The organism is Kitasatospora sp. NPDC096147, assembly GCF_044763225.1.
Lineage (GTDB): Bacteria > Actinomycetota > Actinomycetes > Streptomycetales > Streptomycetaceae > Kitasatospora.
The window spans coordinates 69,844-82,191 of sequence record NZ_JBIWFX010000003.1 but is presented as its reverse complement, the minus strand read 5'-3'; the positions used below and the strand labels follow the sequence as shown (position 1 = coordinate 82,191).

At 75.0% G+C, this 12,348-nt stretch carries 10 protein-coding genes; 8 read left to right on the top strand and 2 right to left on the bottom strand.

Translation table 11 applies throughout. From position 1 onward, the window contains the following. Window positions 1–496 precede the first annotated feature (496 nt). Complete coding sequence (locus ACIRBX_RS10905) at window positions 497–1,729, top strand: hypothetical protein (RefSeq protein WP_402295424.1); 1,233 nt, start codon at window positions 497–499, stop codon at window positions 1,727–1,729. 50 nt (window positions 1,730–1,779) lie between these two features. Here the strand turns inward: ACIRBX_RS10905 and ACIRBX_RS10900 are convergent, their stop codons facing one another. After that, a complete protein-coding gene (locus ACIRBX_RS10900; RefSeq protein ID WP_402295422.1) occupies window positions 1,780–3,159 on the bottom strand; it encodes a glycosyltransferase 87 family protein in 1,380 nt (459 codons plus the stop codon). 135 nt (window positions 3,160–3,294) lie between these two features. Here ACIRBX_RS10900 and ACIRBX_RS10895 point away from each other — a divergent pair, with 135 nt between their 5' ends. After that, window positions 3,295–4,434, top strand: coding sequence for a glycosyltransferase family 4 protein (locus tag ACIRBX_RS10895; RefSeq protein ID WP_402295420.1), 1,140 nt, complete (start codon window positions 3,295–3,297; stop codon window positions 4,432–4,434). A gap of 203 nt (window positions 4,435–4,637) precedes the next feature. Here ACIRBX_RS10895 and ACIRBX_RS10890 read toward each other — a convergent pair whose 3' ends face one another. Beyond that, window positions 4,638–6,431 (bottom strand): AMP-dependent synthetase/ligase, encoded by a 1,794-nt coding sequence (locus tag ACIRBX_RS10890; RefSeq protein ID WP_402295419.1) that lies wholly within the window; start codon window positions 6,429–6,431, stop codon window positions 4,638–4,640. Window positions 6,432–6,700: 269 nt separating this feature from the next. On the opposite strand from ACIRBX_RS10890, the gene ACIRBX_RS10885 reads away from it, so the two are divergent. The 6 genes from ACIRBX_RS10885 to pknB all read left to right on the top strand — a co-directional run bounded on the left by ACIRBX_RS10885 (window position 6,701) and on the right by pknB (window position 12,331). Beyond that, window positions 6,701–7,132: an SRPBCC family protein gene (locus tag ACIRBX_RS10885; protein WP_402295417.1), complete on the top strand. Its 432-nt coding sequence runs from the start codon at window positions 6,701–6,703 to the stop codon at window positions 7,130–7,132. A 263-nt stretch (window positions 7,133–7,395) separates the two neighbouring features. Further along, the gene (locus tag ACIRBX_RS10880) at window positions 7,396–8,550 is read left to right on the top strand and encodes an ArsA family ATPase (RefSeq protein WP_402295416.1); all 1,155 of its coding nucleotides are present in this window, start codon (window positions 7,396–7,398) and stop codon (window positions 8,548–8,550) included. Window positions 8,551–8,612: 62 nt separating this feature from the next. Next, on the top strand, window positions 8,613–8,900 hold the full coding sequence (locus tag ACIRBX_RS10875) for a DUF5304 family protein (RefSeq protein WP_402295415.1): 288 nt from the start codon (window positions 8,613–8,615) through the stop codon (window positions 8,898–8,900). A gap of 196 nt (window positions 8,901–9,096) precedes the next feature. Continuing rightward, window positions 9,097–10,038: an ROK family glucokinase gene (locus ACIRBX_RS10870; protein WP_402295414.1), complete on the top strand. Its 942-nt coding sequence runs from the start codon at window positions 9,097–9,099 to the stop codon at window positions 10,036–10,038. Between the two features lie 108 nt (window positions 10,039–10,146). Further along, window positions 10,147–10,560, top strand: coding sequence for a hypothetical protein (locus ACIRBX_RS10865; RefSeq protein WP_402295413.1), 414 nt, complete (start codon window positions 10,147–10,149; stop codon window positions 10,558–10,560). Window positions 10,561–10,588: 28 nt separating this feature from the next. After that, window positions 10,589–12,331, top strand: a complete 1,743-nt coding sequence (pknB, locus tag ACIRBX_RS10860; protein WP_402295412.1) for a Stk1 family PASTA domain-containing Ser/Thr kinase — start codon at window positions 10,589–10,591, stop codon at window positions 12,329–12,331. Window positions 12,332–12,348: the final 17 nt, after the last annotated feature.

Below are 12,348 nucleotides of genomic sequence, written 5' to 3'. Positions count from 1 at the left end.
CTGGTCCCGGCGGGGTGCGCGCGCTGTCCCGGTGCCCGGGTCCGCTACGAGAGCGTCAACGCGATGCCGGTCACCGGAGTCGTCCGGGTATGAGAGCCGAGGGCCCCCGGGGCGGCTCCGGGCCGCTGGCCGTCCGCCCTGGTCCCGGCGGGGTGCGCGCGCTGTCCCGGTGCCCGGGTCCGCTACGAGAGCGTCAACGCGATGCCGGTCACCGGAGTCGTCCGGGTATGAGACCCGAGGGCCCCCGGGGCGGCTCCGGGCCGCTGGCCGTCCGCCCTGGTCCCGGCGGGGTGCGCGCGCTGTCCCGCCCCGGGCCCGCACGGCTCCTTCCCGAGTCCCGCCGCCCCGTCGGTCCGGGCGGGGACCCGTCGTGGCGGCCGTCGCGGTGCGTACCCTCCAGGCCCTCCCGCTCCGGTGCGGCCCGCTGCGGTGCCGTGGGCTGCCGCGCTGCCCGTCCGGTGCCCGCCGCCGGCGGCGGGACGGCCCGGTGCCCGGGATGACCGGCTCCGCGCCGGTGCTCTCCCGACGGGCCGCACTGCTGCTGGCGGCCGGCGGGCTGGTGCAGCTCTCCCCACCGCAGGTGCGGGACCGGATCCCGGCGTTCGCCGGGCCGACGGCGGCGGCCACCGTGCCCGCCGTCCGCCCCGAGCTGGAGGCGCTGCTGGCCGAGCGGGCCCGGGCGCTGCTGCGCCGGGACGCCACCGCACTGCCCACCGGGGAGGCGGGTCAGGCCCTGCTGCGCCGGACCGCCGACCTGCCGCTGGCCGAACTCTCCTACCGCGTCGCCGAGTTCAGCGAGCCGGCCGGGGACACCGTGACGCTCACGGCCGAGCTCGGCTGGCGGGTCGCCGAGTACGACGAGTACCCGTCGGTGCTGCGCCGCCGGCTCTCCTTCCGACGGGTCGGCGGCCAGTGGGGGCTGACGGAGGAACAGGCCGACGGCCCGGCCGCCCCCTGGGACCTCGGGCCGGTCTCGGTGGTCCGGGGCCGGCACTGCCTGGTGCTCGGCCAGGCGGCCCCGGCCGAGCTGGCCCGGACGGTGGCCGCCGCGGATCTGGCGGTGCCGCTGGTCGGCGAGGTCTGGGGGGCGGGCTGGACCGGCCGGCTGCTGATCGAGCACCCCGCCACCGAGGCGCAGTTCGACCGGCTGCTCGGCACGCCGCCCGGCCAGTACGCCGGGATGGCCGCCGTCACCACGGCCGCCGCCGGGGCCCCGGTGCGCACTCCGGCCGACCGGATCCTGATCAACCCCCAGGCCTACGCCGGGCTGAGCGAGCTGGGCCGCCGGGTGGTCACCGTGCACGAGGCCACCCACGTCGCGACCCGGGCCGACACCCGGCCGTGGACCCCGCTCTGGCTCTCCGAGGGCGTCGCCGACCACACCGGCTACCGGGGCACCGGCCGCACACCCCAGCAGATCGCCCCCGCCCTGGCCGCGGCCGCCGCGGCCCCCGGCTTCGCTCCGGCGCTCCCGGCCGACACCGACTTCGCGGCGGGCTCGCCCGGCATCGCGCTGGCCTACGAACTCGCCTGGTCCGCCTGCGACCTGATCGCCCGCCGGTTCGGCGAGCGCCGCCTGGTGGCCTTCTACCGCGCGGCCGGCGCGGCCGGGCCGACCACCACCCGGGAGGAGTGGCTGGACGGCCTGCTCCGCACCGCCTTCGGCCTCGGCCTGGACGAGTTCACCCGTCAGTGGGACGACGACCTGCACCGCCGCTTCGGGCACTGACGGCCCGTCGCCCGGTCCGCCCGTCGGTTCCCGGGGACGCGCGTCGGGGCTCAGCGCTTGGCGGTGGGCTGGTCCACGTCGTCCAGCAGGTCCTGCTCGTAGGCGATGCCCGGGCGGACGGGGTAGCCGGTGGGGGTGGCCGGCTCCAGCGCGCGGGGCGGGATGACCAGGGTCCTGGTCTGCCCGGGCGCCCTGGTGGAGAGCCAGAGGCGGCGGCAGGAGAGCACGGTGGCGACCAGCAGGAGCAGGTTGCGGACCGTCAGGACGGCCACGCCCCACGGCTCGCTGTTGACCACCTGGCCGAACAGGATCGGGAACTCCAGCATGGTGAAGAAGGTGGCCACCAGGACCAGCACCGCCACCGGCTTCTGGCTGGTGCCCCGCACGGTCAGGCAGACCGCCGCGATGCCGACCACCCAGACCAGGTACTGCGGGCTGATCACCCGGCTGGTCACGGTGAAGACGAGCAGCGCGGCGAGCGCGGCGTCGTAGGTGGTCGCGGTGGTCCAGCGGCGGGCCCGCAGCCGCCAGTACAGCAGCCAGGCGAAGCCGATCACCGAGGCGGCCAGCGCCACCTTGGTGATCACCGGCACCCACGGCCCGAGCATCTCCACCGAGCCGTAGTTCATCTTCACCTCGCCCTGCCAGGCGCCGAGCATCCGGCCGTAGTGCACCGGCAGCGCGCCGAGCGACTCCACCTCGATGCCCCGGTCCCGCTGGAACTTGAGGAACTCGAAGGCGCCGTTCATCCCCGCCGTGAGCAGGAAGCCGAGCGCGCTGAACGAGGCGATCGCCGCCGTCCAGGAGCGCCGGGTGCGCCGCCCCTTCGGGGTCCCGATCAGGGCCAGCACCGGCCAGACCTTCACCAGCCCGCCCAGGCCGAGCAGCGCACCGCCCAGCCCCGGGCGGCGCAGCAGCACCAGCAGGCCGGCCACCGCCAGCGCGGTGACCAGGATGTCGTAGCGGCAGTAGACCGTCGGCCCGAGCAGCGGCACGCCGGCCACCCAGACCCAGGCGCCGGAGAAGCTCCGGCCGCGCTTGGTGCCGGCCCGCATCAGCAGGGCCATCGTGACGGCGTCGAAGATCCCGCAGAGCACCCAGAACGAGACCAGGTAGGACCAGGGCAGCAGCCCGGGCAGCAGGATCACCAGCGCCGCGCCGGGCGGGTACTGCCAGGTGACGTCGTCCAGCGGGAAGGTGCCGGTCTGCAGCACCTGGTACCAGCCGTGGTAGATCACCGAGACGTCGGCGGTGACGTCGGTGGCGGCGACCCGCAGGACGCCCGCCACCACCAGGACGATCAGGGTCCGGGTGGCCAGCCAGCCGCCGGCCAGGGCCCACAGCGCGCCGCCGGCCGGACGCGGGGTGCCGGGTACGGGGGCGCGCTCGACCGCGCTCAGGCCGGTGCTCCCGGCCGGGACCAACTCCACCGCACTCCCTCGTCCACCTGTCCGACCGGCCAACGGTCGCCGGGCCGGTCGCGTTCCCGGCGCACCGGGGTGTTGACCTATCGTACGGACCACCGAGCGGTACACCGAGCACCCCCCGACCGAGCGAGCCGTCAGATGCAGAAGACCCTGATCGTCACCAACGACTTCCCGCCCAGGCCGGGCGGGATCCAGGCGTTCGTGCACAACATGGCCGTCCGCCAGCCGGCCGGCTCCGTCGTGGTCTACGCCTCGACCTGGCGGGACGGCAGCGAGGTGGCCGCCTTCGACGCCGAGCAGCCGTTCCCGGTGATCAGGGACGGTACCAAGATGATGGTGCCGACGCCGAGGGTCAACCGGCGGGCCGCCGAGATCCTGCGCGCCGAGGGCTGCGACTCGGTCTGGTTCGGCGCCGCCGCCCCGCTCGGCCTGATGGCCCCGCAGCTGCGCCGGGCCGGGGCCGGCCGGCTGCTCGGCATGACGCACGGTCACGAGGCCGCCTGGGCCCAGCTGCCGGCCTCCCGGCAGCTGCTGCGCCGGATCGGGGCCGGCACCGACGTGCTCACCTACCTGGGCGAGTACACCCGCTCCCGGATCGCCTCGGCGGTCGGGCCGGAGGCCGCCGCCCGGATGGCGCAGCTGCCGCCCGGGGTGGACGAGCGGACCTTCCGGCCGGACTCCGGCGGCGACGCGGTGCGGGCCGGGCTCGGGCTGACGGACCGTCCGGTGGTGGTCTGCGTCTCCCGGCTGGTGCCGCGCAAGGGGCAGGACACCCTGATCACCGCGCTGCCGCAGATCCTCCGCGAGGTGCCGGACGCCGTGCTGCTGATCGTCGGCGACGGCCCGTACCGGGGAGAGCTGGAGAAGCTCGCCGAGCGCACCGGGGTCTCCGCCTCGGTCCGCTTCACCGGTGCGGTGCCGTGGTCCGAACTGCCCGCGCACTACGGGGCCGGGGACGTCTTCGCGATGCCCTGCCGCACCCGGCGGGGCGGGCTGGACGTGGAGGGCCTGGGCATCGTCTACCTGGAGGCCAGCGCCACCGGCCTGCCGGTGGTCGCGGGCGACTCCGGCGGGGCGCCGGACGCGGTGCTGGAGGGCGAGACCGGCTACGTGGTGCCCGGCGGCTCGCCGTCGGCCGCCGCCGAGCGGATCGTCCGGCTGCTGAAGGACCCTCAGCTGCGCCGCACCATGGGCGAGGCGGGCCGGGCCTGGGTGGAGCGCTCCTGGCGCTGGGACCTGCTGGCCGGGCGGCTGACCTCGCTGCTGGCGCAGCAGTAGGATGCCGCGAAGGGGCCCCGGGCGGATCTCCGCCCGGGGCCCCTTCGCCATGACGGCGGGTCAGCGCCGGTCCAGGCCCTCGGCGGTGACCCACCCGCTCGCCTCCGGCGGCGGCGGTCGTCGCTCCGTCGCTCGTGCCTCGCTCCCGCGCTCCTCCCCCTCGCCACCGGCGCACCCCTTCGGCTCGGGGCGTGCGGGAGGTGTCAGCGCCGGTACAGGCCCTCGACCTCGTCGGCGTAGTCCTTCATCACGACGTTCCGCTTGAGCTTCAGCGAGGGCGTCAGGTGGCCGCTCTCCTCGGAGAAGACGGTGTCGAGGATGCGGAACTTCTTGACCGCCTCGGCCTGCGAGACGGCCTGGTTGCCGTCGTCCACCGCCGACTGGATGGTGGCCAGCAGCGCCGGGTCGTCCCGCAGCTCGGCCACGGTGGCGCCGGCCGGCTTGCCGTTGGCCTCCTTCCAGCGCGGGAAGAAGTCCTCGTCGATGGTGACCAGGCAGGCGATGAACGGCTTGCGGTCGCCGACCACCATCACCTCGCCGACCAGGGCGTGCGCCCGGATCCGGTCCTCGATCACGGCCGGGGCGACGTTCTTGCCGCCCGCCGTGACCAGGATCTCCTTCTTCCGGCCGGTGATGGTCAGGTAGCCGTCGGCGTCCAGGGTGCCCAGGTCGCCGGTGGCGAACCAGCCGTCGCGCAGCGCCTCGGCGGTGGCGGCCGGGTTGTTCCAGTAGCCGGTGAAGACCTGAGGACCCTTCAGCAGCACCTCGCCGTCCTCGGCGATCCGGGCCGAGGAGCCGGGCAGCGGCTGGCCGACGGTGCCGATCTTCGGCTTGTCGTGCGGGTTGAAGGAGGTGGCGGCGCAGGTCTCGGTGAGGCCGTAGCCCTCCAGGACGGTGAAGCCGACGCCCCGGTAGAAGTGGCCGAGCCGCTCGCCGAGCGGGGCGCCGCCGGAGATGGCGTGGGTGGCCCGGCCGCCGAGGGCGGCGCGCAGCTTGCGGTAGACGAGGCGGTCGAAGACCGCGTGCTTGAGCCGCAGGCCGAGCGGGACGCTGCCGTGGTCCAGGGCGCGGCTGTAGGCGATGGCGGTGTCCGCCGCCTTGTCGAAGATCTTGCCCTTGCCGTCGGCCTGCGCCTTGGCCCGGGCGGTGTTGTAGACCTTCTCGAACACCCGGGGCACGCCGAGGATCAACGTCGGCCGGAAGGAGGCCAGTTCGGCGGTGACGTCCTTGATGTCGGAGACGTGGCCGAGCTTGATCGGGGCGATCGCGGCGGCGATCTCGGCGATCCGGCCGAGCACGTGGGCCAGCGGCAGGAAGAGCAGCACCGAGGCCTCGCCGGTGCGGAACAGCGGCTCCATCCGGGCCGTCACGTTCCCCAGCTCGGCCAGGAAGTTGCCGTGGGTGAGCTGACAGCCCTTCGGGCGGCCGGTGGTGCCCGAGGTGTAGACGATGGTGGCGATCGAGTCGGCGTCGGCGGTCGAGCGGCGCTCGGTCACCGTGCCGTCGGCGACGCCCTGCCCGGCCTCGGCCAGCGCGGCCAGCGCGCCCTCCTCGATCTGCCAGGTGTGCTTCAGCTCCGGCAGCCGCTCGCGCAGCCCGGCCACCAGCTCGGCGTGCCCGGCGTTCTCGGTGACCACGGCGACGGCGCCGGAGTCGCCGAGGATCCAGGCGACCTGCTCCTCGGAGGAGGTCTCGTACACCGGCACGGTGATGGCGCCCGCGCACCAGATCGCGAAGTCCAGCACGGTCCACTCGTAGCGGGTGCGCGACATCACGCCGACCCGGTCGCCGGGGGCGATGCCGGTGGCGATCAGGCCCTTGGCGGCGGCGTGCACCTCGGCCAGGAACTGCGTGGCGGTCAGGTCGGTCCACTGCCCGTCCAGCTTGCGGCTGACGACCGCGACGCCCGGGTGCCGCTCCGCGTTCTGATGGATCAGATCGGAGAGGTTGCCACCGCCGGGTACCTGGTAGCGGGCCGGATTGCTGAACTCGAGCAAGACTGCTCCTCGTCTGCGACGCTGCGGGACGGCAGGACGTTACTGCCCGGTAGGACGAATGGCCAGACTTGTTCGCCGAGGTGTTCGAAGAGTCACATCGTCCGGGTGCTCCGTTTCTGCCCGACTCGCACCTTACGGCAGCGTAGGGATACCCGCCGGTAGCCCCTGCGCCCTTGACCTGCGGCGGAACCCCGGCGGCGGGTGGGCCCCCGGTGGCGCGGTAGCCTTCGCTGGGCGCACACCTGATTGAGGACAGCGGAGGCCGTGCCATGGCGGAACACACCAGGTCGAGCATCACCATCGACGCGAGCCCGGCCGAGGTCATGGCGGTGATCGCGGACTTCGCCGCGTACCCCGACTGGACCGGTGAGGTCAAGGAGGTCGAGGTGCTCTCCACCGTCGACGGCGGACGGGCCGCCGAGGTCCGCCTGGTGCTGGACGCCGGGGCGATCCGCGACGAGCACGTGCTCGCCTACACCTGGGACGGCGACCGCGAGGTCAGCTGGACGCTGGTGAAGAGCCAGATGCTGCGCGCGCTGGACGGCTCCTACGCACTGGCCCCGGCCGGCCAGGGCACCGCCGTCACCTACCAGCTCGCGGTGGACGTCAAGATCCCGATGCTCGGCATGATCAAGCGCAAGGCGGAGAAGGTCATCATCGACCGCGCGCTGGCCGGCCTGAAGAAGCGCGTCGAGGGCTGACGCCCGCCCTGACGCCCGCCTGACGGAGCCTCAGCCGTCCGCTCGTCGGGCCCCGTCGGCCGGGTCCGGCCAGGGTGCCATCCGGCCGCCCCGGCGCGGCCGTCCGCCATCGGTCAGGACCCCGGACCCGGCCCGGCCCTGATCCGGCGTCGGGAGAAGGCCGACTCCGGCCGGAGTCCGTACGGGAACCGGCACCCGCACCGGCCACGTCCCCGCCGGGGGACGCGAGCCCCCGTCCCGTACCCCCCCCGCGAGAGGACCCGATGCGGACCATCCTGGTCAGTGGTGACGGCGCCGAGCTGGTCGCCGCCGCGACGGCACTGCACCACGCCGGCCGGGGCCGGCCCACCCACCTGCTGGCCGCCGACGACCCGCACCGGGCGATGGACACCCTGCTCGGCGTCCGCCTCACCGCCGAACCCGCCCGCTACGCCGACGCCCTGACGGTGGCCCGGACCGATCCGCAGGCCGCCTTCGAGGACGCGGTGCAGGGCTTCCAGGACGCCCTCGGCCCCGCCCTCGACCTGCTCGGCGCCACCGCGCTGGACCGCGAGGAGCTGACCGCCCTCCCCGGGACCGCCCAGCTCGCCCTGCTCCGCGCGCTGCGCACCACCGAGGCCGGCGTGCTGGTGGTGGCCGCGCCCCGCCCCGCCGAGCTGATCGCCGCGCTCGCCCTGCCCGAGCAACTGGAGCGCCACCTGGCCCGGCTGCTGCCCGAGCAGCGCCAGGCCGCCCGCGCCCTGCGCCCGCTGCTGGCCGCCGTCGCCGGGGTGCCGATGCCCGCCGACTGGCTGTTCGAGGCCCGTGGCCGGGCCGCCGCGGCGCTGGCCGGGGCCCGGGCCGTGATCGAGGCCCCGACCACCACCGTCCGCCTGGTGGTGGACGCCGCGGCGCCCCGTCCGGGTGAACTCCGCCGGGCCCGGGCCGGTCTGGCCCTGCACCGGCTGCGCCTCGACGCGGTGGTCGCCCACCGCGCGCTGCCCGCCGCCGCGCTGGACTCCGCCGACCCCTGGCTGGCCGGCCGGGCCGCCCGCGAGCGGGACGAGCTGGCCGCGCTGGCGGGGGAGTTGGACGTCCCGCTGCTGATCAGCCGTCAGCCGGAGCCCGCCCTGGAGGAGGTGGCCGCCCAGCTCCACGCGGGCGCCGCGCCCGCCGTGGCCGAGCACCCCTGGTGGGTGGAGGACCGGCTGGCCGAGGACGGGCTGCTGGTCTGGCACCTCACGCTGCCCGGTGCCGACCGGGCCGAGCTCGATCTGGTGCGCCGGGGCGACGAGTTGGTGCTCGGCCTCGGTGACCACCGGCGGATCGTCCCGCTGCCCTCGGCGCTGCGCCGCTGCACCGTCCGCGGGGCCGGGCTGACCGACGGTCTGCTGTCGGTCCGCTTCGCTCCGGACCACGACCTCTGGCCGCGCGGCTGACGCCGGCCGCCGGGCACCATCCAGCGACCACCATCCAGCGACCACCATCCAGGGAGGGCCCGATGGCCGAGGAGCAGGCAGAGCACGAGGACCGCGCGGGCCGGGAGGCCGGGGCGGAGGACCTGATCGAGGAGGTCCGCCGGATCGCCGCCGCCGTGGGGGAGAAGGCCCAGCGGGCGGTCGGCGACTGGCGGGAGCGCAACCCCGAGGTCTACGGCCACCTGGCCGCCGCCGGGGGCGAGCTGCTGGCCGCCTACCGGGCGGCGGTGAGCGGGCACGAGCGCCGCTGGTCGGCGCCGGGACGCGCCGAGGCCGAGCACATCGACCTTGACGGACCGTCGGACAAGTAGTGAACCGACCGACCCTGACCAGTGAGGATGTCACTCCGAGGCGTCACCGGGTGGGGCAGAACGTACGACTCCTGAATGCTCATCGCCATCACGATCGGGAATTGTCTTCGAATAATGTATGAATCCCTGTGTACGGGAGCCCTCTTCTCCGGGTAGCGTTCCGCTCAGCGGGAACGAGTGAATAGCTGAGGGACACATGGCTCTGACCATCGGCGTCGATGTCGGCGGGACGAAGATCGCGGCCGGCGTGGTCGACGAGAACGGCGAGATCCTCGCCCGGACCCGGGTACCCACCCCTGCCGATCCCCAGTGGGCGGTGGACGCCATCGCCCAGGCGGTGCGCGAGCTCAAGGAGCAGTACCCGGACGTGGCCGGCGTGGGCGTCGGCGCCCCCGGCTTCGTCGACCGCGAGCGCTCCACGGTGATCTTCGCGCCCAACATCGCCTGGGAGAACGAGCCGCTCAAGACCCGGGTCGAGGAGCTCACCGGCCTCGACACCGTGGTGGAGAACGACGCCAACTGCGCGGCCTGGGCCGAGTTCCGCTTCGGCGCGGCGGCAGAGCACTCCGACATGGTGCTGATCACCGTCGGCACCGGCATCGGCGGTGGCATCGTGCTGGACGGCCGGCTGCACCGCGGCCGGTTCGGCGTGGCCGGCGAGATCGGCCACCTCAACATGGTGCCCGACGGCCTGCTCTGCGGCTGCGGCGGCCACGGCTGCTGGGAGCAGTACGGCTCCGGCCGCGCGCTGCGCCGCTACGGCCGGGAGAAGTCGGCCGCCGACCCGGTGGCCGGCAAGCGGATGCTGGAGCTCAACGACGGCGTCGCCGAGACCATCCGGGGCATCCACATCACCGAGGCCGCCGCCGAGGGCGACCCGCTGGCGCTGGAGTGCTACGACGAGCTGGCCGACTGGCTGGGCCGGGGGATGGCCGATCTGGCCGCCCTGTTCGACCCGGCGGTCTTCGTGCTCGGCGGCGGCGTCTCCGACTCCGGGGACCTGCTGCTCGACCCGGTGGCCAAGTCCTTCGAGAAGTACCTGACCGGTGGGGTGCACCGCCCGCGCGCCGAGGTGGTGCTCGCCTCGATGGGCTCCGCCGCCGGCATCGCCGGAGCGGCCGACCTGGCCCGCACCTGAGCCGCCGCACCACCTGACGCACCGTCAAGGCCGGTCGTCCGCAAGGGCGTCCGGCCTTCGGCGTGCCGACTACACTCCTGCGGGTAGTCCACCGGGGGAGGGGCCGTCATGACCCGCGCCAGCACCGTCTGCGCAGCCGCCGGCCTGCTGCTGCTCACCGCCTGCACCGCCGCGCCGCCGGACCGCCCGGCCGGTGCGCACGCCCCGAGCGCGATGCCGGCCGAAGGGCGCGACGTGGCGGCCGAGTTCACCGCGTACGTGCGGAGCCACGGCACGCCCGAGCAGCACGCCGCCGTGCTCGGCCACATCACCAGGGCCACCCGGGACGTGCCGCAGGGCGGCCACACCAACAGCTACCTGGCCACCGACTGGGAGGACGCCCGGCCCGACCGGACCGAGCAGATCATCCGCAGCTACCTGGCCTGGACCGGCGAGCGGGAGCGCGGCGCGATGCTGGTGCTCTACCGCCGCGACGGCAGTGTGATGGGCGCCGCCGACCTGCCGTCCTGGCAGGGCCGGTGACCGGCCGGGCAGACCATAGACTCCTCTGATGGACACCTCGCCGCCCGACCCGCTGACCGGCACCCTGCTCGACGGCCGGTACCGGATCGAGCGGCGGATCGCGGTCGGCGGGATGGCGACCGTCTACCGGGCCACCGACACCCGGCTGGACCGGACGGTGGCGGTGAAGGTGATGCACCCCTCGCTGGCCCGGGACGCCGAGTTCACCGGCCGCTTCATCCGCGAGGCCAAGGCGGTGGCCCGGCTCGCCCACCCGAACGTGGTGAACGTCTTCGACCAGGGCGCCGACGGCACGACCGTCTTCCTGGCCATGGAGTACGTGCCCGGCCGCACCCTGCGGGACCTGCTCCGGGACCGGGGCGCGCTGAGCGTGCGGGCCGCGCTGGACGTGCTGGAGCCGGTGCTGGCCGCGCTCGGCGCCGCCCACCGGGCCGGGCTGGTGCACCGGGACGTCAAGCCGGAGAACGTGCTGATCACCGACGGCGGCCTGGTCAAGGTGGCCGACTTCGGGCTGGTCCGGCTGCTCACCGGCTCCGACGGGGTGACTGAGACCACCAGCCCGAGCACCGTGCTGGGCACCGTCTCCTACCTGGCCCCCGAGCAGGTGCGGCCGGGGCTGCCGACCGACCAGCGGGTGGACGTCTACGCGGCCGGCATCCTGCTCTACGAGATGCTCACCGGCCACAAGCCGCACACCGGCGAGAACCCGGTGCAGGTGATCTACCGTCACCTGCACGAGGACGTCCCGCCGCCCTCGCTCACCGCCCCCGCCGCCGGGCCCGGCCTGGACGCGATAGTGGCCGCCGCCACCGCCCGCGACCCGCAGGGCCGCCCGTGGGACGCGGTCGAGCTGCTGGCCACCCTCCAGCGGGCCCGCCGGGCCCTGACGCCGGCTCAGCTGGACGCCGAGCCGCCCGCCTCGGCCCGCCCCAGCCCGCTGCACCCCACCACCGAGGCCACCTCGGTGATCCAGCAGGTCGAGCGGACCAGCGTGCTGGACGTCCCGACCATGATGCTCACCCGCCCCCGCCCGTACGACGAGCCCGCCCCGCGCCGGGCGCCCCGGCGGCGCGGCGCCCGGCCCGGCATCGGGGCCAGGCTGCGGCGCCCGGCGGTCTGGGCCTCGGTGCTGGCGGTGGTGCTGCTGCTGGTCGGCGGGACCACCTACGCGCTCTCGGGCGCGCTGTACGCCACCGTGCCGGCCGTGCTGTCGCAGGGTCAGGAGCAGGCGGAGAGGGAGCTGACCGGCGCCGGGCTGGAGGTCAGCCTGGTCCAGCAGTACAGCGAGAGCGTCCCGGCCGGGAAGGTGATGGCCACCGACCCGGCGCCCGGGGCCAAGGCCCGCAAGAGCGATCCGGTGCGGGTGACCGTCTCCCGGGGGCCCGAGCGGGTGGCGGTGCCGCCGCTGGCCGGCCGCCCGCTGGAGCAGGCGACCCGTCAGCTCACCGAGGCCCGGCTGACCCCGGGCACCGTCACCGAGGAGTACAGCGACACGGTGCCGCAGGCGGCGGTGGTCTCGGCCGATCCGGCCCCCGGCACCCAGCTGGCGGTCGGCGCGCCGGTGGCGCTGGTGGTCAGCAAGGGCATGCACCTGGTGCCGGACGTCTCCGGCATGAGCCAGGGCGACGCCGAGCGCACCCTCAAGGAGGCCGGCTTCCGGATGGAGGGCAGCGCGCTGTTCGGGGTCGGCAAGGTCAACGGCCAGGTGCCGGCGGCGGGCCAGCCCGCGAAGCAGGGCACGGCCGTGAAGGTCGGCTTCTCGCTGTTCTGACCGGTGCCTTGACGGGG